29 protein-coding genes and 2 pseudogenes are annotated in these 26283 nt (G+C 41.2%); 15 read left to right on the top strand and 16 right to left on the bottom strand.

Going from position 1 to position 26283, the window contains the following annotated elements; genetic code table 11:
* From FTT74_RS14025 to hemW, 4 genes and pseudogenes are all read right to left on the bottom strand, one after another.
* A pseudogene (locus FTT74_RS14025) lies at positions 1 to 67 on the bottom strand (helix-turn-helix domain-containing protein); the annotation flags it as partial.
* A 52-nt stretch (positions 68 to 119) separates the two neighbouring features.
* On the bottom strand, positions 120 to 593 hold the full coding sequence (locus FTT74_RS11520) for an HpaII family restriction endonuclease (protein WP_257221855.1): 474 nt from the start codon (positions 591 to 593) through the stop codon (positions 120 to 122).
* Positions 577 to 1686: a DNA cytosine methyltransferase gene (locus FTT74_RS11525; protein WP_179989054.1), complete on the bottom strand. Its 1110-nt coding sequence runs from the start codon at positions 1684 to 1686 to the stop codon at positions 577 to 579. The genes FTT74_RS11520 and FTT74_RS11525 overlap by 17 nt, the downstream gene beginning before the upstream one ends.
* A 141-nt stretch (positions 1687 to 1827) precedes the next feature.
* Positions 1828 to 2982: a radical SAM family heme chaperone HemW gene (gene hemW / locus FTT74_RS11530; protein WP_179989055.1), complete on the bottom strand. Its 1155-nt coding sequence runs from the start codon at positions 2980 to 2982 to the stop codon at positions 1828 to 1830.
* A 122-nt stretch (positions 2983 to 3104) separates the two neighbouring features.
* Here hemW and FTT74_RS11535 point away from each other — a divergent pair, with 122 nt between their 5' ends.
* The 3 genes from FTT74_RS11535 to FTT74_RS11545 all read left to right on the top strand — a co-directional run bounded on the left by FTT74_RS11535 (position 3105) and on the right by FTT74_RS11545 (position 6413).
* Positions 3105 to 3566, top strand: coding sequence for a DMT family transporter (locus FTT74_RS11535; RefSeq protein WP_131260603.1), 462 nt, complete (start codon positions 3105 to 3107; stop codon positions 3564 to 3566).
* Positions 3567 to 3604: 38 nt separating this feature from the next.
* Positions 3605 to 4969, top strand: a complete 1365-nt coding sequence (locus FTT74_RS11540; RefSeq protein ID WP_373683430.1) for an MATE family efflux transporter — start codon at positions 3605 to 3607, stop codon at positions 4967 to 4969.
* A 145-nt stretch (positions 4970 to 5114) separates the two neighbouring features.
* A complete protein-coding gene (locus FTT74_RS11545) occupies positions 5115 to 6413 on the top strand; it encodes an AarF/ABC1/UbiB kinase family protein (protein ID WP_004974602.1) in 1299 nt (432 codons plus the stop codon).
* Between the two features lie 158 nt (positions 6414 to 6571).
* Here the strand turns inward: FTT74_RS11545 and FTT74_RS11550 are convergent, their stop codons facing one another.
* Entirely contained in the window at positions 6572 to 6892 is a 321-nt protein-coding gene (locus FTT74_RS11550) for a type II toxin-antitoxin system PemK/MazF family toxin (RefSeq protein ID WP_131260605.1), read from the bottom strand.
* Complete coding sequence (locus tag FTT74_RS11555) at positions 6892 to 7173, bottom strand: type II toxin-antitoxin system RelB/DinJ family antitoxin (RefSeq protein ID WP_136144463.1); 282 nt, start codon at positions 7171 to 7173, stop codon at positions 6892 to 6894. The genes FTT74_RS11550 and FTT74_RS11555 overlap by 1 nt, the downstream gene beginning before the upstream one ends.
* A 278-nt stretch (positions 7174 to 7451) precedes the next feature.
* On the opposite strand from FTT74_RS11555, the gene FTT74_RS11560 reads away from it, so the two are divergent.
* A complete protein-coding gene (locus FTT74_RS11560; protein WP_004974599.1) occupies positions 7452 to 7700 on the top strand; it encodes a type B 50S ribosomal protein L31 in 249 nt (82 codons plus the stop codon).
* Between the two features lie 213 nt (positions 7701 to 7913).
* Here FTT74_RS11560 and crcB read toward each other — a convergent pair whose 3' ends face one another.
* Positions 7914 to 8291 carry a fluoride efflux transporter CrcB gene (gene crcB / locus FTT74_RS11565; RefSeq protein ID WP_131260607.1) on the bottom strand — a complete coding sequence of 126 codons (378 nt, stop codon included), beginning with the start codon at positions 8289 to 8291 and terminating at the stop codon, positions 7914 to 7916.
* A gap of 181 nt (positions 8292 to 8472) precedes the next feature.
* On the opposite strand from crcB, the gene FTT74_RS11570 reads away from it, so the two are divergent.
* Entirely contained in the window at positions 8473 to 8805 is a 333-nt protein-coding gene (locus tag FTT74_RS11570) for a HopJ type III effector protein (protein ID WP_179989056.1), read from the top strand.
* Between the two features lie 166 nt (positions 8806 to 8971).
* Here the strand turns inward: FTT74_RS11570 and FTT74_RS11575 are convergent, their stop codons facing one another.
* A complete protein-coding gene (locus FTT74_RS11575) occupies positions 8972 to 9538 on the bottom strand; it encodes a hypothetical protein (RefSeq protein WP_179989057.1) in 567 nt (188 codons plus the stop codon).
* 171 nt (positions 9539 to 9709) lie between these two features.
* Between FTT74_RS11575 and FTT74_RS11580 the strand changes: the two genes are divergently transcribed.
* Positions 9710 to 10336, top strand: coding sequence for a class I SAM-dependent methyltransferase (locus FTT74_RS11580; RefSeq protein ID WP_179989058.1), 627 nt, complete (start codon positions 9710 to 9712; stop codon positions 10334 to 10336).
* Here FTT74_RS11580 and FTT74_RS11585 read toward each other — a convergent pair.
* Positions 10333 to 10806: a Holliday junction resolvase-like protein gene (locus tag FTT74_RS11585; RefSeq protein ID WP_004974557.1), complete on the bottom strand. Its 474-nt coding sequence runs from the start codon at positions 10804 to 10806 to the stop codon at positions 10333 to 10335. The two genes, FTT74_RS11580 and FTT74_RS11585, sit on opposite strands and share 4 nt — an antisense overlap.
* A gap of 115 nt (positions 10807 to 10921) precedes the next feature.
* Here FTT74_RS11585 and FTT74_RS11590 point away from each other — a divergent pair, with 115 nt between their 5' ends.
* The 4 genes from FTT74_RS11590 (at position 10922) to FTT74_RS11605 (ending at position 14157) form a co-directional block, all read left to right on the top strand.
* On the top strand, positions 10922 to 11566 hold the full coding sequence (locus FTT74_RS11590; RefSeq protein ID WP_004974554.1) for a ParA family protein: 645 nt from the start codon (positions 10922 to 10924) through the stop codon (positions 11564 to 11566).
* 108 nt (positions 11567 to 11674) lie between these two features.
* Positions 11675 to 12814 (top strand): AI-2E family transporter, encoded by a 1140-nt coding sequence (locus FTT74_RS11595; protein WP_131260611.1) that lies wholly within the window; start codon positions 11675 to 11677, stop codon positions 12812 to 12814.
* Between the two features lie 163 nt (positions 12815 to 12977).
* Positions 12978 to 13520, top strand: a complete 543-nt coding sequence (gene sodC / locus FTT74_RS11600) for a superoxide dismutase family protein (protein WP_179989059.1) — start codon at positions 12978 to 12980, stop codon at positions 13518 to 13520.
* Between the two features lie 340 nt (positions 13521 to 13860).
* Positions 13861 to 14157, top strand: coding sequence for a DUF3817 domain-containing protein (locus FTT74_RS11605; RefSeq protein WP_179989060.1), 297 nt, complete (start codon positions 13861 to 13863; stop codon positions 14155 to 14157).
* Positions 14158 to 14280: 123 nt separating this feature from the next.
* On the opposite strand, the gene FTT74_RS11610 is transcribed toward FTT74_RS11605, so the two are convergent.
* From FTT74_RS11610 to FTT74_RS11625, 4 genes and pseudogenes are all read right to left on the bottom strand, one after another.
* Positions 14281 to 15510, bottom strand: a complete 1230-nt coding sequence (locus FTT74_RS11610) for an MFS transporter (RefSeq protein ID WP_167846350.1) — start codon at positions 15508 to 15510, stop codon at positions 14281 to 14283.
* A 181-nt stretch (positions 15511 to 15691) separates the two neighbouring features.
* A pseudogene (locus tag FTT74_RS11615) lies at positions 15692 to 15801 on the bottom strand (pirin family protein); the annotation flags it as partial.
* A gap of 138 nt (positions 15802 to 15939) precedes the next feature.
* A complete protein-coding gene (locus tag FTT74_RS11620) occupies positions 15940 to 16311 on the bottom strand; it encodes a hypothetical protein (protein WP_004974545.1) in 372 nt (123 codons plus the stop codon).
* Positions 16312 to 16468: 157 nt separating this feature from the next.
* Entirely contained in the window at positions 16469 to 17878 is a 1410-nt protein-coding gene (locus tag FTT74_RS11625) for an FAD-binding oxidoreductase (RefSeq protein ID WP_004974544.1), read from the bottom strand.
* 341 nt (positions 17879 to 18219) lie between these two features.
* On the opposite strand from FTT74_RS11625, the gene serA reads away from it, so the two are divergent.
* Positions 18220 to 19452 carry a phosphoglycerate dehydrogenase gene (serA, locus tag FTT74_RS11630; protein WP_104852617.1) on the top strand — a complete coding sequence of 411 codons (1233 nt, stop codon included), beginning with the start codon at positions 18220 to 18222 and terminating at the stop codon, positions 19450 to 19452.
* A 158-nt stretch (positions 19453 to 19610) separates the two neighbouring features.
* Positions 19611 to 20489 carry a DMT family transporter gene (locus FTT74_RS11635; RefSeq protein WP_179989061.1) on the top strand — a complete coding sequence of 293 codons (879 nt, stop codon included), beginning with the start codon at positions 19611 to 19613 and terminating at the stop codon, positions 20487 to 20489.
* 10 nt (positions 20490 to 20499) lie between these two features.
* On the opposite strand, the gene FTT74_RS11640 is transcribed toward FTT74_RS11635, so the two are convergent.
* Both FTT74_RS11640 and truB read right to left on the bottom strand, forming a co-directional pair.
* Positions 20500 to 20958 (bottom strand): hemerythrin domain-containing protein, encoded by a 459-nt coding sequence (locus FTT74_RS11640; RefSeq protein WP_179989062.1) that lies wholly within the window; start codon positions 20956 to 20958, stop codon positions 20500 to 20502.
* A 208-nt stretch (positions 20959 to 21166) separates the two neighbouring features.
* Complete coding sequence (truB, locus tag FTT74_RS11645; protein WP_154320279.1) at positions 21167 to 22072, bottom strand: tRNA pseudouridine(55) synthase TruB; 906 nt, start codon at positions 22070 to 22072, stop codon at positions 21167 to 21169.
* A 143-nt stretch (positions 22073 to 22215) separates the two neighbouring features.
* Here truB and FTT74_RS11650 point away from each other — a divergent pair, with 143 nt between their 5' ends.
* The 3 genes from FTT74_RS11650 (at position 22216) to FTT74_RS11660 (ending at position 25743) form a co-directional block, all read left to right on the top strand.
* Positions 22216 to 23244, top strand: coding sequence for a lipase secretion chaperone (locus tag FTT74_RS11650; protein ID WP_179989063.1), 1029 nt, complete (start codon positions 22216 to 22218; stop codon positions 23242 to 23244).
* Positions 23245 to 23659: 415 nt separating this feature from the next.
* Entirely contained in the window at positions 23660 to 24577 is a 918-nt protein-coding gene (locus FTT74_RS11655; protein WP_257221858.1) for a triacylglycerol lipase, read from the top strand.
* Between the two features lie 197 nt (positions 24578 to 24774).
* Positions 24775 to 25743 (top strand): triacylglycerol lipase, encoded by a 969-nt coding sequence (locus FTT74_RS11660; RefSeq protein ID WP_179989065.1) that lies wholly within the window; start codon positions 24775 to 24777, stop codon positions 25741 to 25743.
* Positions 25744 to 25809: 66 nt separating this feature from the next.
* On the opposite strand, the gene rplS is transcribed toward FTT74_RS11660, so the two are convergent.
* Entirely contained in the window at positions 25810 to 26181 is a 372-nt protein-coding gene (gene rplS, locus FTT74_RS11665; protein ID WP_004974529.1) for a 50S ribosomal protein L19, read from the bottom strand.
* Positions 26182 to 26283 lie beyond the last annotated feature (102 nt).

The raw sequence follows: 26283 nt of genomic DNA on the forward strand, positions 1-26283 counted from the left end.
GCTTGGCCAGAAAAATGAGTCGTTCTCGCTGTTCTAAACTAAGTGGTACAGAAACAATTCGAGGCATGTGTGAACATCTGTTAACTAAAAAAACTTTTTCGCATGATTAGTTATTTTTGTCAACTTAACAATGTGGATGGTTTACCTAATTTTGACTTTATGCTAAATCCCAATTCAGGCATTGTTCCAATTTTTGCATCATAAATTACGATTCTAATATCACTTTTCGCACTAGATTTTGCTTTAATCTTATTTGATTGGTATCTGGATATAAAGTTTTCCACATCTGGAATAGTAAATGATGCCGTTTGCTTTTTCTGTAATTCTGCCAGCAAAAACTGAGTAATATCTCTGAGTTCCTGTAATGGTATCTGAAAAACATCTTCGCCCCGCAAAATCTCTACTATACCCTCTGATTTATGCGGTACATAAGTGAATAAATGATGATGTTCTTGACGTAAAATTCTAATTACAGGATAAATTAAATTATTTATTTTATTTAAGTTTTCATCACCCGCACTTAACTCCCCATCACATAGTAATTTAAAAAGGGCATAGAGTTCACTCCATTCCCCCTTATTTGCTGTAATCATACTCACCAATCTTCAATGCTTTTAATATTTCTTTTGCAGTTGCCTGTATCGCTGGAATAGCAACAGAATTTCCAAATTGTTTATAGGCTGAGGCATCTGAAACCACGATTTTGAAATGATCTGGAAACCCCTGCAACCGTGCCCATTCTCTTGGCGTCATTTTCCGAATACCTTTCCGATTTACCTCTCCTTTAATTCTAGTAGTTGGAGTAAAGTCTGTAATTCTATGATCTATAACTAAATTACGCTCTCTCCCCATTCCACCTACAACTATGGCATTGGCAATTGCGTGATCTGGAATAATAGCGTAACCAAAACCATTTCCTTTATTTTCATGTCGAGCTTTATGCTTTTCCAAGGTATCTAAATACTGTGTAGATAAGTAATATTTAGTAGGTACAACCTGAGTTTCCTTTATATCGGCAAAACAGGTTTTTTTATTTAATGGTTGTGGATAAGAGAAATTTTGAATTCCAGTATCTTTATGGAAGCCTACAATAAAAATTCGCTCTCTATTTTGGGGAACACCAAAATCTTTAGCATTTATAATTTGAGGCTCAGCAACGTAGTAACCTAAATCATCTCTTAATGTTTTTAAAATAGTTTTAAGTGTATTTCCCTTATCATGACTAATTAAGCCTTTAACATTTTCTAAAAAGAAAGCTTTAGGTTGTTTCCGTTTTATAATATCCGCAACGTCAAAAAATAGCGTACCGCGTGTATCTTCAAATCCAGATCTTTTACCTGCAATTGAAAAAGCCTGACAAGGGAAGCCTCCACATAAAATATCGAAATGATCAGGTATCGCATTTTTAGTAGACTCTAAAGTGATATCACCATAAGGCGTTTCACCAAAATTGACGGAATATGTTTTTTGGGCATATAGGTCTATTTCTGATGAAAATACGCACTCGCCACCAAGATTTTGTAACGCTAGCCGAAATCCACCAATTCCTGCGAATAGGTCAATAAATTTAAATTTACTTGGGTATTCTGGATAAAAAGGGATTGATTCAAAGAGGGAAAGGTTTTCCTCTTTGTTTACCACTAATTCATCATGAGCCTTTAAAACTTTTGGACTAGTAGAGTTCATCTCAAACCTTCAAGGCGATACAATAACAAAGCCATTACAATAACAAAATTTACCTTAAATAGCATGCAGTGCAAGACACAAGCTGTCGCTCTAGCACAATATTCGATAAGCGTTAGGACAGATGCCTGAGCTGAACTCAAATCACAAAAACGCTTCCAACACCGAATTTAAAAACACATGCCCTTGCGCAGTACATGCCAATCGTTTCGGATCATCCTGCAACAATTGCCGCTGACGCAATGTATTTAAAATATCCTGCAAATCATCCAAGTTTAAACCTGTGCGGGCAGTATACAAGTTTGCCTCAACCCCATCATTCAGGCGCAGTGCATTCATCATAAATTCAAATGGCAACTCATCGGCTGCAATTGCTTTAAACTGCAAGTTTTCCGCAGGTACTTTGGCTAAGTAATCTTTCGGCAAACGGGTTTTTTGGAAGCGATACACACCATCATGCAAAGTCACTTTGCCATGCGCCCCCGCACCTATCGCCAAATAATCGCCAAACTGCCAATAATTTAAATTATGTGCAGACGGCAACTCTTTACGCCATGCAGACACTTCATAATTCACAAAACCTTGCGCAGTTAAATAGGCTTCACCCTGCGCTTGAATTTCTTCCAAGACATCATCTACAGGTAAAATTGGCTGAGTGCGGAAAAAAACAGTATTAGGCTCAATAGTCAATTGATACCATGAAATATGCGTTGCACCATGTTCCACTGCCAGTTTTAAATCCTGCAGTGCTTGCTGCAAAGTCTGTTCAGGCAAGCCATGCATTAAATCGACATTAATTCGCTGAAAGCCCGCTTCACGCGCCAAGCCAATTGCGGCAATCGCATCATCATTGGAGTGAATACGCCCTAATTTTTTTAAATGCTCAGTATTAAAACTCTGCACGCCAATCGACAAACGGTTAATGCCTGCAGCCAAATAATCTGCAAAGGGATCATGCTCCACTGTTCCCGGATTGGCTTCCAACGTAATTTCACAACCATCTTCAAAAGCTAGCACAGCTTTAAGCTGTGTAAATAACCATTGATAACCCTGTGCTGAAATCAGCGAAGGTGTACCACCGCCAATAAAGACACTGTGGATTTTTCGACCCTGCGCAAACTGAGTCTGAGTTTTAAAATCTTCCAGCAAAGCCTGTAGATATTCTTGCTCTAAATCTAAACTCAATTTACCGTCAGGCACAGCATGAGAATTAAAATCACAATACGGACACTTACGCACGCACCACGGCATGTGAATATATAAAGATAAAGGAATATCAATGGGATGAAGTGGGTTCAAAGACAGGCTCAATGCAAAATCAAAACAGTGATACAGATTTTAACATGACTACAGCAGGACACTGATGTATTCCCTAGAATTTGCTTTAGACTAGAATCTGTTTAATAAGAAAAAATGTGAAAATGATGAAGATATCCAGCCAATTACTCTTAATTTTGCCACTGGCGATGGGCATCGGGATTGCAATGGCATTTCAAACTGCAATCAACAGCCAATTGCGTGAATATTTATATTCTCCGCTACAAGCTGCCCTTTTCTCTTTTTTGGTTGGTACAATAGTTTTAGCCATACTGGTATTTTTTCAACAAGTCGAGAAACCCAACCTCAGCACCTTGCTCAACATTCCTTGGTATTTATGGATTGGCGGATGTCTAGGGGTTTATGCCATCAGCATGAGTATTTATAGTGCTCCAAAACTAAGTTTACTCACTTTATCTGGGGTGATTATTTTTGGACAAATGGTCACATCAATGCTGATTGATCATTTTGGGTTCTTGGGCACTGAAAAAGTCAGTATCAATTGGCAACGTCTTTTAGGTAGCGTGGTGATTTTTATTGGTGTGCTTCTCACTTTACAACGCTAATACCCAAACGCTAAGCACCTCATGCATTGAGATTTTTTGTGTCAAATATACATTCTGTGACCACGACCCGTTTTGAATTAAAACAGCTTTTTCAACTGATGATTCCAATTTTGGTCACACAATTTGCGCAAGCAGGTTTAGGTCTGATTGATACCATTATGGCAGGTCACATGTCTGCCACCGACTTAGCTGCTATTGCTGTTGGGGTCGGTTTGTGGATGCCCATTATGCTGCTGTTCAGTGGCATTATGATTGCTACCACACCCTTAGTCGCCGAGGCTAAAGGCGCGCGTACCCCAGAAAAAATTGCCACCATCGCCCGTCAGTCTTTATGGATTGCGTTTATTTTAGGTGTGATTGCAGCGCTGATTTTACAGCTCATGCCTGCACTATTGCCATTATTTGGTGTGCCTGAAAATTTACAGCCCAAAGCAGGCTTATTTTTACATGCCATTGGTTTTGGGATGCCTGCCGTGACCATGTATGCTGCCTTGCGCGGTTATTCAGAAGCACTGGGCTATCCACGCCCTGTGACTGTAATTAGTCTGTTGGCATTGGTTTTATTGGTTCCGCTGAACTTTATGTTTATGTATGGCTGGGGGCCTCTGCCTGAACTGGGCAGTGCGGGTTGCGGTTTTGCCACCGCCATTTTGCAATGGTTAATGTTTATAACTTTGGCATTTTATATTTTTAAAAGTCGCGCCTATCAAAGCACGCAGGTATTTAGCCAATGGGAAGCGATTGATGCGGTCTGGATTAAACGTATTTTGCTGTTAGGACTGCCCATTGGTTTAGCCATTTTCTTTGAAGTGAGTATTTTTAGTACTGCCGCCATTGTAATCAGTCCTTTGGGAGAAACCAAACTGGCAGCCCATCAAATTGCCATGTCAGTCACATCTCAGTTATTTATGATTCCCATGTCTTTGGCAATTGCCCTGACCATTCGTATTGGCACATATTATGGCGAACAAAATATTCACGCCATGCGTAAAGTACAAGGCTTAGGCTTTGCAACTGCAACTGTATTTGCCTTTTCTACAATGACGCTGATGTGGTTTTTCCGTCCTGAAATCATTTCAATTTACACCCGCGACCCGCAAGTGGCGCAAGTGACGATGTCTCTATTATTATTTGCGATTGCCTATCAACTCATGGATGCATGGCAAATTAGCGCAGCAGGTTGTTTGCGTGGCATGCAAGACACTCAGGGCCCAATGTGGATTACCATGCTTGCTTATTGGGTTGTGGCTTTCCCCATTGGCGTGTATTTAACTCGTTACAGCAGTATGGGCGCTGCAGGGGTTTGGGTCGGGCTGATTGTCGGTTTAAGCATTGCCTGTGTGTTACTTCTGACCCGTTTATATTTCAACAATCAACGACTGGAACGCCAATTTACAGCATAAACCTCAGCCTACTCACCTACATGCCAAAATACGTTTTGGCACGTGGGTCTTGTGATCAAAAAATACTTTAACAATTAAAAGTAGGCATTTTGCTCACGAACACTTATGATCAAAAGATAGTAAAGATGATCTTGAGGAACATCGCATGGCAAAAACGGCGCGTACACCTGGTCGTCGCTTTATGAAACTTGCGAGCATGACAGCAAGTATTGCAACCAAAACGGTATCGAACTCGATTAAAAACCTCACCGCAGATGAAGAACAAAAAAATGCGGCACGCAGCCAATTGTTTCAGGATATTGGTATCCAAATTGCTGATACCTTAGGCGAAATGAAAGGTGCGGTGATGAAAGTCGGGCAAATTGCCTCGCAATATAAAGATATTTTTCCGCCTGAAGTTGCCAAAGCCATCAGTAAATTACAGCGCCAAGCACCTGCCATGCCTTTTGCTGAAATTAAGGCACAAGTTGAAAAAGAACTCGGTAAACCGCTCGACAAAATTTTTAAACACTTTGATGAAACTCCGTTTGCAGCCGCATCTATTGGGCAAGTGCATAAAGCCATTTTACCCAATGGCGAGCAAGTGGTGGTCAAAGTGCAATATCCTGGGGTCGATGAAGCCTGCGAAAGTGACCTGAAACAAGTCCGTTTGGCACTGCGTTTAATGGGTGTACTTAAAATAGACCGTAAATTACAAGACCGTCTATTTCAGGAAATTCAGGAAAGTTTAGACAATGAGCTGAACTACCAGATTGAGGCACAAAACCTAGAAGTAGCGCGTACCTTTCACGCGGCTTTGGATGATAAAATTATTATCCCACAAGTGTTTAAAGACTATTCTTCGCGGCATATTCTCACCTTAAGTTTGGAACAAGGTGAAAATATAGAAACGGCAAGCACATGGTCACAGCGTACCCGCAACACTTTGGGACGACGTTTATTGCGTGCCATGGGTCAAGAAATCTTTTATTTAAAACGCTTTCATTGCGACCCGCATCCGGGCAACTTTGCGTTCCGCCAAGATGGTTCTGTGGTGATTTATGATTATGGCGGCGTCAAAACTCTATCGAATGATGTAGTGCATCATTTTCGACAACTGATTCATGCTGCGCGTGCGCAAGATATTGCCGAAATTGAACAGCATCTAGATGCACTGCAGGCAATTTCTGCATTGGGTAAATTCCCTGAAGATTTATATTTGCAATGGTTAGAAGTGCTGATGCGTCCGCTAACCACACATTATGATTTTGCTGAAAATTCTGCCCATCATGATGGCGTTGAGTTGGTCAAAAGTTCATTGAAATATTGGGATGTGTTTAAGCCTTCTCCCGATACCTTAATGGTGAATCGAACTGTTTCAGGGCATTATTGGAATTTAATTCATTTAAAAGTACATGATAATTTAAATGATATTTTTGAGGAGTTGGTTCCACCGCGAGCTTAGACTCAACTTTGGACTCAGCAAAGGATGCTGAAAATAAAGCCCAATCTGTTTTATGCTCCGTAACTAAAATTATAATCCAGACAAAAAATCCTCCCAAATGTAGGAGGATTTTTTGTTATCTAAACCGATTCATTCAAGTTGAAACGATGAAATTCAAATTATTGAATTTCAAGGTGTTTGATTAAGCATTCCAGATCATCGGCAGACAGTTGTCCAATATAAGTGAGTTGTGTTTTTTGGATAGGCAGCTGATATGTTTGTACTGTATCAATCCACGATGGCTTTTTTAAACCAGCCTGTTGCCAGTTTTTAATTTCCACATATTTGCTTTTAATAAAAGCAGACTTATTTTCGTACTGACTACTTAAACGGAATACAACATAGTCGGTGTCCGTTTGGCGAATATACAACACAGGTCTGGTCTTACCCTCGGCAATATCTGTAAAGCCAACATAAGCCCAATAGAGTTGTTGGGTCATTAGTAGCCGCCATCATCTTCTAAAAAAGCAGCAGTATCCGCAGCGCTAGACACTTTTACACTAGGAACATTATGGCTCATCGCGATTAATCTTGCTGTATTCAAATCCTCGTCACTCACTTGAGTCGTGACAGGTATTTTTCCAGTTCGTGCAATTTCAGCGTAAACCATGCTCATTACAGTGGCAGGCGTCAGACCAACTTTTGTCATAATGTATTCTGCCGATTCCATAATTGCCTGATCAACCGTGTATTGAACCCGTTTTTTTACCAATGTTGTCATCATCTACTCCATACATACCACTGAATGCCATTTTATGCCTTAAAATGGCATGGGTCAAACTTGTTCTTACGATGCCTTTTCACTTCCAATAGAAAAAATTATTTAATCTGTGCAGACACTATTCCCTCAATGACAGCCCTTATACAACAGGTTTAAAAAGGGATTGGATAATTTTTGATGTAAAACTCACTAGAAAGAATGCATGTGGGTTTTATTTGCCAAATTAATTGTTATGTTATAACATTTCACAAATTACACACTTAGTTTGGAGAAATCTCATGCGCCCGAATATCCACCCAGAATATCGTGAAGTTTTATTCCACGACACCAACGCCAATGCCTATTTTGTGATTGGCAGCACCTTGCAAAGCAGCCAAAGTAAAGAATATGAAGGCAAGGTATATCCTTATGTGACTTTGGATATTTCAAGCGCATCGCATCCGTTCTACACAGGTGAACAACGTCAAACCAGTAATGAAGGACGTGTCGCGAGCTTCAACAAACGCTTTGCACGTTTCAAACGCTAAGCTTGAGTTTTATTGCAAAATCTCACAATCACTTCATATTCAGTTAAGTTTTCTGTTTTATATTTTAAACATAGCAAGATTGCTCATCGAAACGATGGGATATCCTCTATCTTCAAAGCCCAAGCACTCTCCTCCAGCTTGGGCTTCTTTTTATTTATAATTTTTATCTAATGGATTTTTCTACTCAACGATTGATTTGGTACAGACCCTAATCTAATGTTTTAAAAACTGTTGAATCACATAAAAACCCAATCCCAGCAACATCACTCCCAAAACCACACTGGAAAGCGCATAACTAAACGCCATACCTTGCTGTCCATGTCTTAAGAGTTGCCAAGTTTCCAAACTAAAACTGGAAAAAGTGGTAAAGCCACCTAAAATACCTACCATCAGTAATAAGCGGGCTTCCTGCTGCAACACAGGATATTTCTGACTCAATGCAAAAAATACACCTGCCAAAAAGCAGCCAAACAGATTGACCGACCACGTTGCCCATGGAAAATGCTGTGCCGATTTAAATAAATACAGGCTTGCGGCATAACGTAAACTTGCGCCAATTGCACCGCCCATTGCTACCAAAAGCCAATTCATTGTGTTTTGAATCCTAATGAAAAAAAGTGAGATGAATGAACCATCACCGCACAATTAAAACCTGATCACACTATACAAGAATCATGATTTTAAATGCGAATGTACACTCAAAAAACACATAGACTTTGCCATAAAAATTGCGCTAGTCTGCATGTTATTTTTAGGCGCAATGGAGGACAGGATGGCTCAGGAATTATTGGCGCAACTTGAAGCAGGCACTGCAATATTTACCGATGTGCTCTCATTTATTGAAGCACGTTACACCTACACGCCAACTGCTTTCAAAAATGGGCAACAGCTCAACGCCGCCAATGAAAATCAGGGCAGTGCCAAAATATTTTCATTTGCGAAACTCAATGGCTTAGATCAGGCGCAAACCCTCAGCCTATTTGCAGAACATTATGCTTCAGTACTTGCAACACCTGATGGAACTGATCATCAAAATATCCGCCAGTTTATGCAGCACGGTTGGGATGGCGTTCAGTTTGAAACGCTAGCCCTCAGCGCCAAATAAAAACAACTTTAACCAAGCAAAAACCGCATGAAAGTTAAACCTAATCATGCGGTTTTTTATTAGGGATGTGTACGTTTCACGTGGAGCAATACTCAAGCTGTTTACCGTGTATGAGATACAGTTTCGGCAAGTATCTACAATTCAAACTCTAAACTAAACATCACACTCAGCTTTTGACTTTTTCAATCCACTGAATTGAACTAACGCGAAATACTTCACAAGCACCATCCCCCGTATCGGTGGGTGTAAGAGAGGATGTCCAAACCAAGTCGTGATCTTTCACTTCAACCAACTCACCTTTTAAACGTACCAAATCACCTCGTTTTACTTTTTGAATGTCTTTGGCAATTTTTGGGTTGGCAGGAATGATGTGCATATTAGATACCATTTGCATGGCTTGTTCAGCAGGCACAGGTAAACGGTCTATTTTCCAGTTTAAATAGCGGTCATATTGATTGACTGTGATATGACGGGCAATTTCAGGCTCAGCAAACAAGCCCCAACTCACCGCATAATCAATCGGAGAAAATTTGGCTTGGGCATCATCTTGATAGGTTTTTGAACCCAAAATTCGAAAATCACCCTTAAAAGGTTGCAACACTTCAATCGACTGACCTTTCATGACAGGAGGCAAGCCTTTGGCAATATTACGCTCGACCGCAGCATAGACGGAACATGGCAAAGCCAGAGTCAGTAACAATGCCGTGAGTTTTAGCGAAATATGCGTGTTCATCTTAAAATCTGCCTATTAAATTCATCTATCTATATTTATCTTAATCACAGATCATGAATACAATAGTTGAAATTGGTAACAAAATGCAGTCATTGGCTCATTCTGACATGGCAAAAACCCTGTAATTTCAGCTAAGCTTATCGGCATAAAAATCAATAATTAGATCTGCACATGCTCTATAAATTTTATCAAAAACATATTTTCCCGCACTTGCTGAATCAGGTCATGCAAACTCCATCCTTAATGGATTTACGACGTGAGCTTTTATTGGGCGTATCGGGCGAGGTTTTGGAAATTGGCTTTGGTACGGGTTTAAATTTACCTTTTTATCAAGGTGTAGATACCCTGTATGCCTTAGAATCCAATGCAGCAATTTTCCAATTGGCGCAGGAACGAATTGATGCAGCACCGTTCGTGGTTGAGCAGATCACCGCAAGTGCAGAACAACTGCCTTTTGCAAATAATCAATTACAGCATGTGGTATCCACTTGGACGTTGTGCAGTATTCCAGACCTAGAACAAAGCTTGCGAGAGATTTATCGTGTCTTACAACCGGGCGGCACTTTGCACCTCGTAGAACACGTTTTAAATCGACAAAATTTGAATGTTCAGCGTTTACAACATCTGCTCACACCAATTCAAAAGAAAGTTGCAGATGGCTGTCACTTAAACCGTGACATTGAAATTGCCCTACTGGAAACTGGTTTTGAGTTGGGTGAAATCCAATATGTTGATGCTGCAGATATCCCCAGTCTTGCACAGCGCATGTTATTGGCGCGAGTACATAAACCTCTTTAATCACAATCCTCAAAATCAATCCGAATGGTTTCAAAACGCAGTCTGCCCTGCTGAATGGCCTGCGCAATTGCTTGCTGACCTTTGGTCAAACGTGCGCCACCACTTTTAATATCAATTAGGACGATTGCAATATCTTCGGCATGCCCATTGCCATCCCGATAATCGGTATAGCCATCAAACACGATATAATCAACAGGATCACCTAAAAATTTGGCATCGCTCGGTAAATACTGAAATTCAGGCATAATCGGTGCTAATTGCTCTGCCATTTTGCCTTTCAGTACCGCACGACTGGTATTTACACTGCGCTTTTGTGCCTGCAATAATGCCTGCTGATGTGACAGTTCAATTTCTGCAATATATTGTTCATACTCGGCTTTAATCCGTCCATTGCGGCTATTGCTTAAAATTAAGGTGGTCAGCACCACGCCTATACAGGCACCAATCAGCATCGCCATCCAGATTGACATAAAACCTTCCTAAACCTTTTTTGCAGAACTCGATACGACTTTTGTCAACTGTCATATTCCGAGCACAAAACAATGATATGCTAGGGATGAGCAGATTAAAATCGATTCGAGGGTCATGAAAACTATATTAATTGCCAACCAAAAAGGTGGCTGTGGAAAAACCATTACGGCTATTAGTTTAGCATCTGCGCTTGCACAAAAAGGCTATAAAGTTGCTTTGGCGGATGCCGACAATCAAAAATCTGCGCTGCAATGGTTAAAACAACGACCAGAAACAGCCGCTCCAATTCAAAGTTTAGATTGGCGTCATGAAAAGTCGATTGGCGATGCACCCAAAAACATTGAATATTTAATTATTGATGCACCTGGTGCGTTATCGGGTGAGCATGCCGAGCAGCTGATTAGCGAAGCACATGCCATTATCACACCTCTACAGCCTTCATTTTTTGACATTGACTCCACCCGTCGCTTCTTAAAACACTTACAAGACATTAAGCGGATTCGTAAAGGCAAAGTCCAAATTTTGCTGTTGGCCAATCGGGTCAAACCCAACTCTGCCAGCTCTAAAGATATTCAGGATTTTTTCCAGAAAATCGAGCAACAGCCTGTGGCATGGATTTCAGAACGTGCAGCCTATGGACAATTGGCAATGCAAGGTTTAAGTATTTTTGATAAAACCCAAAAAACTTATCTGCAAATGCAAGATCAATGGCAGCCTGTACTGAATGCCATTGTAGATGACCCTGCTCAATGGTTTTAAAGCCTAGAATCGCCACCGTTTAGAACTTATTCACCAGAACTTACCAAGCTCTCGTTTTCGGGAGCTTTTTTTTCAGTTAATATGGCACATGACCTTAGGAATGTTTCAGTGAATTCAGTGCAACAGTACGCGCCAACATTACAAAAAATTTTATTGTTTGGACTGTTTTTTGTCCTGATCTTTTTGGGTTTTCACATACTCAAATATTTTATTGTTCCTGTTGTTTGGGCAGCAATCATTGCCTATATGAGCTGGCCACTATATCAGTCGGTGCTACGTTTATGCGGTCATCGTCCTACGCTTAGCGCAGCCTTAATGATGCTGATGGTCACGTTGGTGGTCGGCATTCCACTCACTTTTGCCATTTTTATCCTGCAACATGAAGGTCGCAACTTATATTACGAATTACAAAAACAGGTCTTTTCTGGACACTTAAATGTCCCTGATTTCATTCGCAATTTACCTATTATTGGTAAAGAAGTCACCCGCACCCTTAAAGAAATTAATCACGATCCGAACAGCATTGTGCAATCCATTTCCTTATGGATTCAAGGGCATTTGAATTACGGTAAAGTGGTGATTAATGAAGTCAGCAAAAACCTGATCAAACTGGGTTTTGCCCTGCTGTCATTATTCTTTTTCTACCGCGATGGTCACACCATCTTGCATCAAGTCAGCAAAGCGCTAGAAATGGTGATTGGGCCACGTATTCATCACTATTTAGATACTATTTCTGAAACCACACGTGCTGTGGTTTATGGCGTTGGACTCACTGCAATTGCGCAGGCTTTACTCGCAGGCGTGAGCTATTTTGTCGCTGGGGTACCTAACCCAATGGTGCTAACCATTGTGACTTTCTTATTTGCCTTAATTCCGTTTGGCCCACCTTTAGCTTATGGTTCGGTTTCGCTGTGGTTATTTAGCCAAGGGCATACGATGGAAGCGATTGGCGTGATGGCATGGGGCGTATGTGTGGTCAGCACTGCCGATAACGTGATTCGTCCTTTGGTGATTTCAGGTGCAACTCAAATTCCATTCCTGTTAATCATGTTTGGAGTTTTAGGTGGAATTGCCAGTTTTGGTCTAATTGGTCTATTTATTGGCCCTGTGATTTTGGCCGTGTTACTGGCCATTTGGCGTGAATGGTTGCATGAAAACAACCAGCCCGAAGCTTTAATGTTGCCCAAAGCCACGCTTGCGCATGATCTCCCTGAAGACGATTCATCATCCAATTCAAAGCTTGATTAAGCTGTTTTACTGATCATATTGCTCACATGGCTGTGTTGATCTGAATAAATCAGCTCAACACAGTACATACATACTACTACGCAAACGTTGTATTGTAACGGAGCTAACTTTGCTTCAATCAAGACATCCCTAAATATTATGCACAACAAACAGGATGTCTTTTATGCGCTCAATACTCAAATTTGCCAGTCTTGCTGCTTTTAGCAGCCTAGTACTTATGGGTTGCAGCACCACCGCGACCACACAACAAAAATCTAAAATCTTAAAAATGCATGCTGTTTCAGCACAAGGGATTGGCAAGGAATTAGGTACGGTTGAACTGCGTGACAGTGCAGCAGGCTTAGTCATTCACCCCCAACTCCAACAACTCCCTGCAGGCGAACGAGGTTTTCATATCCATGAAAAAGGTTCATGTGCAGTAGCAGAAAAAGATGGAAAAATGGTTGCTGCTTTGGCAGCGGGCGGACATTTTAATCCCAAAAATATCCCGAATCATGGTACACCGCTGACAGGACATTTAGGGGACTTACCGGCTTTAAGTGTTGCAAACGACGGAACAGCCAAAGTGACTGTGATTGCACCCCGTTTAACATTGGCACAAGTTGAAGGGTTGGCCTTGATGATTCATGCAGGCGGTGATAACTATGCTGACCATCCAAAACCATTGGGCGGCGGCGGTGAGCGAATTGCCTGTGGGATTATTTAAGCGAGCATGATGCATTTTCAATAAAACATTTATTACCAATTGTGGATAAGTTAAGGGTTATACACATGCCTTTCGACTTATCCGCAAAAAGTAAAATTTATCTTTTTTAGGATTATTCTCAAACGACACTCAATGCAGCTCTTCTTGCTTTATATCGGTCGTATTTCATAACCACACTTACTCGTTTTTGAATAACTTGCTACTAACTTGCACAAAATTAGCTCAATTTTGCAGCCATCGTATCTAGTTCATCAATGTGCAGAGCTCGCAACAGCTCGTCTTTGCTATTGTCACTATTTGCGCTACACTGCTGTTTTATCGACATGAAAAAGATTTGGGCATGAATATTAAAACATTACGTTGGGTTGGGTTCCTAGAAGGTATTTCATTCTTATTGTTGTTATTTATTGCTATGCCCATGAAATATTTGTTCGATAACCCAATTTTAGTGAAATATGTAGGTATGGGACACGGCGTATTGTTTATCGCATTTTTAGTAGTGCTTTTTGTGGTTTGCGAAAAACAAAAATGGTCTCTTAAAATGTTTATTTTGGGCTTAATTGCTTCAATTTTACCTTTTGGCCCATTTGTTTTTGATGCTAAATTGAAAAAGATGGAACAACCAGTACAAGCTTAATCTGCAAGTCCTTTTCAGCTTTCATCATATTACACATTTTCTCAACTTTAATTTATAAATCAAATGTTTGCAAGATGATGCCACATCACCTTGTTTTATGATGCAGCTGAAAAATTTAACCCCTTAAAACTGCCCTGCAGCAACTCGCTCCTGCATCACCTGTTTAAGCATCATGCGTGGCAAACTAAACCAGAGCGTTATCAGCACCAAACAAGCCAAACTATACGCCCAAATATCAAACCGCATATATAAAACACGCACCAGTTCAATCACAATAAAAAAGCACAGCATCAATAGCATTGAAACACTAGCAGCAACAGTACCTTTAGACACTTCCGATGACATTAAGGCGAAACGGTATAAGACTGAGAAGCTCATTCCCTCACCAAAACTAATCAAGCTCATACCAATCACCAAACACCAAACAAAATAGCTTTGCCAAATTGCCCCCAATACGATCAGCACACTACCCAACAACATTAAAGGTAAACCAATCAAGACTGTTTTTCCTAAAGGTAAACGGTCAATGACTTTCATCAGTACCAGATTGCCTAAAATCAAACCACCCAAAACAGGAAACTGCGCCAAACCGTATTGCAGACTACTAAAGCCTAACTCTTCCACCAACATCACAGGAGATAACGCAATCCACAACATTAAAGGCATGCTCAATAAGGGCAGCGCCAATGTCAAACCTAAGAATCTGGTATTTTGAAAAACTTGTTTAAAATCATCCCATACATCTCGAAATGGAGGTTTGGGAATACGCTGCTGATTTTCAGGCATTTTGGCTTTCAGTCCAAACCAACTCAAAAATGCCAACAGTGCTATGCCGATAAAACCCCAATGCCAAGAAACATGCTCAATCATAAATGCACCTAAGACTGGGCCGAGCAAGGGAGCAAGTAAAGAGACGTTCGCCATGAGCGCCATGACTTTAATTGCATCACGTTCTGCAAAGTTTTCCTGAATAGCCGCATAACCGACTGCACTAATGACTGACAAACCAAAACCTTGAAAAAAACGAAGAACAAGGAAGCTTTCAATGTTCTGAGTCAATAAAATCAATAAACAGGTTAGGGTAAAAAATGCCACGCCGCCCAATAATACTTTTTTGCGTCCCAAACGGTCAGAGAGTGGCCCCAATAACCACGCCACACAAGCACCCCCCAGCAAATAAAATGACATGGACGAAGCTGCCCATGCACTACTGACACCAAAATCTTGTGTGACGGCCAACATTGCGGGTTGAACCAAGTCATTGCCAATATAAACCGCGAACTCAAACAAGACCAAAGCCAAGGGAAACATGAGTGTGGCACGTTGAATGGTATTTTTTTGCTGCTGTGGCATGAGTTATAAAGGACAAAACGATGCAAGTCAGCCGCGTTTAGCCCATAAAAATAGAAAATTGAGCTGCAGTTTAACAGAGTTGAATGGCAAATTTATGGCGCATTTTTTAAGTCCGTTAAATAAATTGCGGCACTTGATGTGACATCAGACCAAGTTAGGCATCACCTCCTTCAGCGGGTTAAGGCGATACGGTATTGCCCAATTCATAATATGAAAATACCGAAAGTACAGGATAAAACTACCCACGGCAATGAGGCGATCATTACAGTGTAGAAATGCTAGCGTTTTGATGGACATGCTGCGCTCACACGTTTTTGAATCGAATGAAGTCATCCTAAATAAAAGCTGTGGATAACACGAGTATTATCCACAGACGCTTTGTTGCATTTTTAGAACATCATGCAAGATTTACCTAAGCCCTACAGCAATTTAAGGACATTTTTTGCTTTGGAAAGTCTTGGTATTTTTACCACGTGCGCATAAGTAAGCGGTTTGCACATCACCCTGCTGCCATTGTCCATTAATATTTTTAAAGTGATAAATACTACGAATTGAACGTACCGAATCATCCATTAAGCCTGTTTCGGTAATTTTTACTTCTGCCGCAGTTGGTGCTTCGACACGGTTAAAGTATTGACGAATTTCAACGGTAGCCAATTCTTTACGCAAATCTGGACGTTGTTTGAGTACCTGCGCCAAAGGTGTTTCTGCAGGCGTAACTTGTGAAATAATATTCTGTGTAGTCGCACAGCCTGACAATAACGCAACACCCAATGCGGAAACCGTGATTAAACGCAACATAACTCCTCCAAAATGTTGATTATTATTTATGCTTCTATGATGCCTTGTTCGAGCAGAAACGCTAGAACAGAAATGTAAAATTAAAACAGCGGCATAAAAAAACGCATCACGAGGATGCGTTTTTCAATTCACTTAAATAAATGAAAGGCGAAAGGAATTACAAATCAAATAATTTGCCTGGGTTCATAATGCCTTGAGGGTCAAAAACCTTTTTCAACGCTTTCATATATTCAATTTCTTCAGCTGAACGTGAATATTCCAAATATGGTTTTTTGGTCATGCCTACACCGTGTTCTGCAGAAATAGAACCATCATATTTCTTCACAGTATCAAATACATACTTATTTACCACCTGACATTTGGCAAAGAATTCGTCTTTGCTTAAATCGGCAGGTTTAAGAATGTTCAGGTGCAAGTTACCATCACCAATATGGCCGAACCAGCAAATTTCAAAGTCAGGATAGTTTTCTGCCACAATTGCATCAATTTCCTGAATAAATGCAGGAACATGAGTAATCAATACTGAAATATCGTTTTTATATGGAATAAACGGTGCAATCGACTCAGAAATGTCTTCACGCAAACGCCATAAACTTTCAACTTGGTCTAGGCTTTGGCTCAATACGCCATCCATCACCCAGCCTTGTTCCATACAGTGTTCAAAAATTTCCATCGCCTTGTCCATAATTGGCTCAAATGGCGCTTCAAATTCAAGTAACACGTAGAATGGACATTGGGTTTCAAATGGACGTTGCACATGACCATGATCCAAGACTTTTTGCATCGCCAATTCACCAAAGAATTCAAATGCAGTCAGATCAATTTTAGCTTGGAAAGCATGTAATACAGGCATCACCGAATTAAAATCAGGTACGCCCAACACCATCACTTGCAAATCTTGCGGTTGGCGTTCTAGCTTAATTTCAGCTTCGGTCACTAAGCCAAGTGTGCCTTCACCGCCAATAAATAAATGTTGCAGCGCATAACCTGTTGCGTTTTTGATCATGCCTTTGTTCAGACGCAGGATATCTCCTTTGCCTGTTACCACAGTCAGACCCAACACCCAGTTACGGGTCATGCCGTATTTAATGACTTTAATACCGCCCGCATTGGTACCAATATTACCGCCAATTTGTGAAGAACCTGAAGATGCAAAATCGACTGGATAATACATGCCTTGTTCTTCGGCATAGTTTTGTAGTTGCTCAGTCACCACACCCGCTTGCACACGTACCATACGGTCTGCAGGGAAAAATTCCAAGATTTGGTTCATCTTGTCCATGCTGACTACAATTTCACCATTGGCTGCCACCGCACCCGCAGATAAACCTGTACGTCCGCCCGATGGAGTAATGGCCACATTAAACTGATTCGCCAATTTTACAATGGCTTGTACTTGCTCTGTGCTTGATGGGAAAACGATGACCGATGGGTTCGGATCAAAATGCTTTGTATGGTCACGACCCCAGTTTTGGAGGCTATCGGCATCCGTTTTAATACGGTTTTCACCGACTATTGCCGTTAATTGGGTCAATAACTCAGGGGTTAAAGCGACTGGAGCATTCATCGTTTGCAGACCTAGCAAGAATTAAACAGGAAGAAAAGCGACTGTCTGCATATCTTGATCAATTTGAAGATACTGCAGACTAAATATGTGCATCAAAGCAACAGCGTGGGTTGGCTTTCATGTGTGCCGCTTATTATAAGCGATTTTTTTGAAAAACCTGTGAATATTGGCAATTCCGATAATATAACGTGGTAAGAACAGGATAATTTTGGGCAATATTTCTGAAAGAGATTATATCTGACAAAAAATACCTGCACTCTTGGTCATAAAGGAAATGTATATCGACCCATCTCCTATGTTATCATACCGCCACTAAATTTGGCCTTTGTAGCGGAGCCGTAATGAGCCAACATCTTTCACTACCTAAAGATAAAATTCGTTTCTTGTTGTTAGAAGGCGTACACCAGAACGCAATCGACGTGTTAAATGCAGCGGGTTATACCAACATCGATTATCGTAAAACAGCGCTTGAGGGCGATGCGTTAAAAGAAGCGATTAAAGATGCGCATTTCATCGGAATTCGTTCACGTACACAGCTAACTGAAGAAGTTTTTGAAGCTGCGAACAAACTAATTGCGGTAGGTTGTTTCTGTATTGGTACAAACCAAGTGAACTTAACTGCAGCAATGGAACGTGGTATTCCAGTTTTCAATGCCCCTTATTCAAACACCCGTTCGGTTGCAGAATTGGTATTGGCTGAAGCAATTTTATTGCTACGTCGCGTACCTGAAAAATCAACCGATACACATGCAGGTGGCTGGAACAAGTCTGCTGTAGGTTCATTTGAAACACGTGGTAAAACTTTAGGTATCGTGGGTTACGGTTCAATCGGTTCTCAACTTTCAGTATTGGCTGAAAGCTTGGGTATGCAGGTCATTTATTATGATGCTGTGACCAAGTTACCGTTAGGTAATGCACGTCAAGTTGGCTCTATGGGCGAATTATTGGCAAATGCTGACGTGGTTTCTTTACACGTTCCAGATGTACCCTCTACCCGCAATTTCATGGCAAAAGAACAATTTGCACAAATGAAAGAAGGCGCAATTTTCATTAACGCGGCACGTGGTACTTGTGTGGTGATTGAAGATTTGGCAGATGCCATCAAGTCTGGTCATATTGCAGGTGCTGCAGTTGACGTATTCCCGAAAGAACCAAAAGCCAATGGTGAAGAATTTGTTTCCCCACTACGTAACCTACCAAACGTGATTTTAACACCGCACGTGGGTGGTTCGACCATGGAAGCGCAAGCGAACATTGGTTTAGAAGTGGCAGAGAAATTTGTTGCATATTCAGATAAAGGTATGACTTTGTCTGCAGTGAACTTCCCTGAAATTGCACTGCCATTGACTGAAGGCAAGCACCGTTTATTGCATATTCACCAAAATATTCCAGGTGTATTGTCTAAAATCAACAACTTGTTTGCTGAACACGGCATCAACATCTCTGGTCAATCACTTATGACCAAAGGTGATGTCGGTTATTTAGTGATGGATGTTGATGCGACTGCATCTAAAGAAGCACTAGATACTTTACACGAAGTTGAAGGCACAATTCGCGTACGTGTCTTGTTCTAAGACCACACGCTGGTGCTACAAAAAACCACAGTCTTAGCACTGTGGTTTTTTATGCCTGATCTATGAGTAACCTTGAGTTGCCACAGCCCTGTATTTTTAAACTTGCTATAATCTGCCTGACCTTCCCATTTCCACACTGTTGAGTATTTTTCTGCCCCATGCCAAACGCCCAACTCACTGCGGTGTTGTTCATGGTTTTATCCATGATCTCCTATCAAATCAGTGCTTCTTTTGCCAAACAATTGTTTCAGGTGCTTGACCCGCTTACTGTGACGATTTTGCGACTGTGCTTTGCCAGTGTAATTGTGGCAATCATGTTTCGCTCATGGCAAATTCTGTCACGACTCGCACACTTAAAATGGCGTGACTTATTGTGCTATAGCGCCGCCTTGGGCTTAATGAATATTCTGTTTTATCTGTCGTTGGGCAAATTGCCACAAGGTATTGCGGTGGGTTTAGAGTTTGTCGGGCCTTTGGGGCTGGCTTTATTGTCCATTCAAAACCGTAAAGATTATGTCTGGGTATTGTTGGCAATTTTAGGCATTATTCTTATGGTGCCTTGGGGGAAAGCGCAAGGTGATCATTTTAGTCTGTTTGGTACAGCATGTGCCTTAGGTGCAGGATTGTGCTGGGCTTTTTATATTTATTTTGGGCAAAAAGTGGTGCAGCAAAATATTGGCATGCACGCGCTGACCATCGCCATCAGTATTTCGGCTTTGGCTTTAATTCCATTTGGATTGTATAACAATGCACCCGCTCTGTTTGAAACTCAATATTGGGGCAAAGCACTTGCTATTGCAGTACTCGCCACCGCTATTCCTTATGCTTTAGATTTACAAGCGCTGAAACAACTCAGCAAAATGAGTTATGGCACACTGTCCAGTTTGTCGCCTGCTTTGGCTGCACTGACAGGCTTAGTTTTATTGGGTGAGAAAATCACCAGCCTGCAATGGCTGGCTTTGTGCTGCATTATGTTAGCTTCGGTCGGCGTTACTTTTAGAGCAGTAAAAAAATCCAAACAGCCACAGAATATTTAAACCAGAATGTTTAAACCAAGCTGTTTTTAGACATCTGTTGGTATTTTTCATATTCTGCCAAATATTGCTTGGCTAGACTTTGTTTTTGCTGTTCAGACAAAATTTTGCCTGCCTGCTGAAAAAAGCCATGTTCTTCTTCTTTTAAATGATGATGCACTTTATCTGACAGTTGCTTGGCAATTGCCAGCCAACCCGTGTTGCTCATTTCCGTTTCGGTTAATTGTTCGAGTAATTCATCCATTTGATGATGCTCTGCCAAAGCATGGCGAGTGATATTTAAACCCGCATCAGTCATCATTAAGGGAATATAAAAATAGCGATCTTCTGCCACTGCATGCGCAAATAATTCATTTTTAAGTTGTTCAAATACCGCTCTACGTTCAGGGCTATCACCTGAAGTTTGCGTCAGTTGGCGGGCTAAATCTCGTTGAATGTCGTGACTTTGGCGTAAAGCTTCAAAAATATTCATGTGCAGACCTCTGTTTTTTACCCATGCGCGGCGAACAGATTGATAAAAATCTACTCGCACATCCACATCGGTTTTGGAGTCAGTTTTTTAATTTCGTTTTAATCCTCTAAGTACTGTATAGAGGATCAATCCAAAATCCTGCAACTATTTGTATAAAAAGCTTTAATTCACTTACTCACTTTATTCAAGTTATGTATCTGAACAAAGCTTAGAGATTTAAAACCCGTTTCGGTACCAAGCGCTTTTTATCTGTAACTTCAGCCAAACCTAAACACTTTTCACCATCAAAGACCAACACTTGCGCTGCTGCAGGATGGTCAATATTACTTTCCATGCCACGACTAAAATATTCAGCGCGTCCTTCAGGGACTTGAATGTGTAGAAAATGCTGCACAGGTGCATACGCAGGCAGCAATAAAGCCTCACGTTCTGCTTCACTTAAACTTTCCAAATATTCAATGCTATAACTTGGAATCAGGTCAAAATGTCCCGTTTTAATCCGATGCAAATAGGTCAAATGTCCATAAGTACCCAAGGCTTTGGCAATGTCTTCACCTAAAACACGAATATACGTGCCTTTAGAACAAGTCACATCCAAAGTGATGCTCTGTTCAGTAAAAGACAGTAACTCAATGGCATAAATTGTGACTGGACGCGCTTCACGTTGAATTTCAATGCCTTGTCGTGCCAATTCATACAACGGACGCCCTTCTTTTTTTAAGGCAGAATACATGGGCGGAACTTGCATAATATCGCCCTGAAATTGTGCCAATACCTGTTCAATGCTCTTTTGGCTCAATGCAGGTACAGCCTGCTGCAACAGCACTTCACCCTCGACATCTCCCGTGGTGGTGCTGTGTCCCAATTGAATGGTGGTTTGATAGCATTTCACCGAATCGAGTAAATAGTGCGAAAATTTGGTCGCCTCACCCAAACAAATCGGCAGTAAACCCGAAGCCAATGGATCTAATGCTCCCGTATGTCCTGCTTTTTGCGCCCGATATAACCAACGCACTTTTTGCAATGCTGCATTGGAACTGATGCCCAAAGGCTTATTCAATAAAAATACACCACTAATGGCACGACGCTGGATTTTAGCCGCAGATGATTTCATAGCACACATAGGTCAAAGCAAAACTGCGTCATGGTAACAATCTGCCGCGATAAATGACAACATTTCTAGAACAGCGATTTACTTTTATGGCATATTTGGGGCTTAGGATTAAAAAAATAAAATGGATATACAGGTGCATTGGAATGCAGAAACATAAAATATGGATTGTTTTAGGCGTAGTGATACTGCTCATTTCAACTTTGGTGTATTGGCTGATGCCACAATCAAACTCCCCCGATACATCACCCCAGCAAAGCTCAAATGATGAAACATCTCAAGCTTTGAGCATGCAGCAAGCCATGCAAAATAACCCTGCTGCAAATTTTTTAAGCCCAAGTCAGCAGGACACCGAAGTCAATTGTCAGCTTAAACTGGATGCAAGTAATCGTCTGATTGTGAATGAGCAAACCCGTAACTGTTTTGAATATTTTATTACCCAATATGGCGAAAAAAGCATTGAACAGATTCGTGGTGATTTTAAAAGCTATATTCAACAAGGGCATAAAGAGCCTGCCTTATCGCAAATTTTAGATTTATGGCAGCGTTATTTGGACTATCGCAATGCGCTTGGACAACTGCAAGCACCGAATTTAAATCAGGAAGATCCGCAATATTACCGCAGCATTTTTAGCAGCATGCAAAATCTGCGTAAACAATATTTTTCTGATTATGAAATTGAAGGTTTATTTGGTACGGAAGATGCCTATCACGAATATACCCTAAAGCGCATGGCAGTCATGGATGATAAAAAATTATCTGAAGCTGAAAAAGCACGACAATTGCAGGAATTATTTAAACAATTACCTCAAGATTGGCAAGAAAATTTAGAACAGCTGAACACCTTGCAAGATTTACGCAGCTTGACTGCGGCAATTAAAGCACGTGGTGGTTCTGCTGCTGAAATCCGCCAAATGCGTTTAAATCTGGTTGGTCCAGAAGCAACCCAACGTTTAGAACAATTAGATGGGCAACGCAGTCAGTGGAAATCACGAGTAGAGGATTATTTAAGTGCGCGTGATCAAATCATGCAAAGTGGAATGAATGATCAAGCCAAGCAACAAGCCGTGAAACAATTACGCGGACAGCATTTTCAAAATCCACAAGAGCAATTGCGTTTAGAAACCTTTGAACAGGTACATGATCAAGGTGGAAAATTACCTTTTGCTGACTAACATATTGCATAGAACAACTGGGGCATGCAACATGCCCCATTTTTATGCCTGAAAAGCTGTTTTAGTACAAACTCACCACAACGATTTAATATACAAATGTCTATAAATATTAAATAGATATCAAGATGCATGTAGATTTACAAATCTCTGGGACAATGCGCAATAACTGTCCCCAAATGATATGTTTTTTCTAAATTACGCATGAAAAAATACCTGAGCGTACAAAAAATAGTCGAGGATGACTCACAATAACGTGCCGCAAGCAACGGCAACTTGCATATCTGAAGCTTTCAGGAGGGAAGCGAAGCCACCACTTCACTTGTAATAAAAATAAAGAACACAGGATTGTTTTATGACCATCATCTCTAACATACAGGCAATTACATTGGCTGTCACTGGCTGCTTGCTCGGCTCAATGGGTGTCGCTCAAGCGGCTTCAAGCGTGTTGCCTATTCAGGAACAGGCCAAATCTGACTATGCCAAAACCAAATATCCATTGCTTATGGTCCACGGCTGGCTCGGTTGGTCACGCATTGGCAATGAAACCTTTAATATGGATTATTGGTATCAAATTTTGCCAGATATGGCACGTAATGGCGCAACCGTTTTTGCTGCACAACTCTCCCCTGCACATCGTACTGAATTTCGAGGTGAACAACTGATTGCCCAAGTCGAAGAAGTCATGGCAATCACTGGAAAATCCAAAGTCAATTTAATTGGTCACTCACATGGTGGCCCAACAGTACGTTATGTAGCTGCGACCAAACCTGAATATGTGGCATCAATTACCGGTGTTGCAGGAACATTCCGTGGCTCCAAAGTTGCCGATGATATTCAAAATAATCGTTTATCTCGTACCGCGTTTAATATTTTAGGCGACTATATGGTGGCGCCTCTCATTACTTGGGCGCAGCAACAGCCAGACATGCCTGTGGATTTTGATGCCTCGATGGCTTCTTTAACTGAAACAGCGTCTGCAGATTTTAACCGTCGTTTTCCAACCACAGCCTTGGCCGCAAATTGCAGCAGCAGCGGTGCCAAAGTAGATCGCGGAATTCATTACTATTCATGGACAGGTGTCGCTCAAGCCACCAATTTACTGGATATCGACACTATTTTAATGCAACTCGGCCCACTGTCTTATGGCAATTTAGACAACGATGGCATGGTCGCACGTTGTAGTACCCACATTGGACAAGTCATTCGTGACAACTACCGACTAAATCATACCGACCTTGCCAACATGATGTTTGGTTTAACAGGCTTGTTTGCACCTGACCCTGTTGCACTGTATCGACAACATGCCAACCGATTGAAATTACAAGGCTTGTAATAGTAAAACTCATTTCAATCTTGGCAAAACCATCTTCCTGTGCTTGAAATTCACGTGCAGGAAGACCTTTTAAACCAACTATTTTTTCAACAACCATTAATCATTCAGAACTTGCAATCTTGCAAATTTCCTGAATAATAATATTTGACAATAGATATTGTCATGCTAGGAAAGCACAATAAAATAGAGGATGTTATATGAAATATGGATTATTCATTGCAGGCTTAATCGCGGCCAGTACCCTCAGTACCGCGCACGCATCCAATGCAGAACAGGTCAAATCTAACTTCGTGATCTCCAGTTATGCCAAAACCAAATATCCGATTGTGTTTACTCACGGTATGGCAGGTTTTATCAATATTGGTGGCGATCAACTCGGTGTCGATTATTGGTATCAAATTTTACCCGACTTAGCACGTAACGGCGCCAACACTTGGGCAACCCGCGTATCCCCTTTTAATTCATCGGAAATTCGTGGCGAACAATTGGCACAACAAGTCGATGAAATTTTAGCCATTACAGGCGCAAGCAAAGTCAACTTAGTGGGTCACTCACACGGCGGTCCAACCATTCGTTATGTTGCAGGCGTCATGCCTGCTCAAGTCGCCTCTTTAACTGCTGTAGGTTCACCAAATAAAGGCTCACCTGTGGCCGACTTTATTCTAAAAGTCCAAGGTTCGGCCTTAGAAAAACCATTAATCGATATGGTTAATTTGGTTTCTAAAACCATTACTTGGGCGCAAGGTTTAGACCCCAATAGCTATCCGCATGACTCACTGGCAGGCGCAAATAGTTTAAGTTTGGCGGGTTCTGCACAATTTAACCGCAAATTCCCGATGGGTATGCCAACGACAAGTTGTGGTGAGGGAGCTTATCAAGAAAAAGGCATTCAATTCTATTCATTTACAGGCAATACCGCAGTCACCAACTTATTAGATCCAGACTCAGCCATGCTGGCAACCAGTTTATTGATTGATGCGGGTCGTGATAACGATGGTCTGGTTTCACGCTGTAGTGCCAAATTTGGTAAAACCATTCGTGACAATTACTATTGGAATCATTTAGATGAAGTAAACCAACTGCTGGGTTTAAAAAGTATTTTTGCCCCAGACCCTGTCGATGTCTATCGTCAACATGCCAACCGTTTAAAATTACAAGGTTTATAAACTCAACGATCAGACAAAAAAATGCGCCTCAAGGGCGCATTTTTTTGCAGTAAAGCAAAGTTAAAATTAACCTTGTTTACGCGCTGGCAACTTTTCACGAATACGTGCAGCTTTACCAGAAAGTTCACGTAGGTAGTAAAGTTTAGCACGACGAACGTCACCACGACGTTTCACTTCAATTTTAGCAACGATTGGAGAGTGAGTTTGGAAAACACGCTCAACACCAACACCGCTAGAAATTTTACGTACTGTGAACGCAGAGTTCAAACCACGGTTTTTCTTCGCAATTACCACACCTTCAAATGCTTGAAGACGCTCACGATCACCTTCTTTTACTTTTACTTGAACGATAACTGTATCGCCTGGTGCAAAAGCTGGGATGTCTTGCTTAAGCTGTGCATTTTCAACAGCTTGTACTAAAGGATGCTTACCACTCATGGGGTATCTCCAGTATGTGTGGGTCAGAAGAGGTCTGATTTCCACTGGGTCTAGAGGCTAAAGCGCATAGGCCCGATTGACTTTCCCTTTATGCCTGACCGC

The organism is Acinetobacter sp. YH01007, assembly GCF_013420425.1.
In the GTDB taxonomy this organism is placed as follows: domain Bacteria; phylum Pseudomonadota; class Gammaproteobacteria; order Pseudomonadales; family Moraxellaceae; genus Acinetobacter; species Acinetobacter towneri.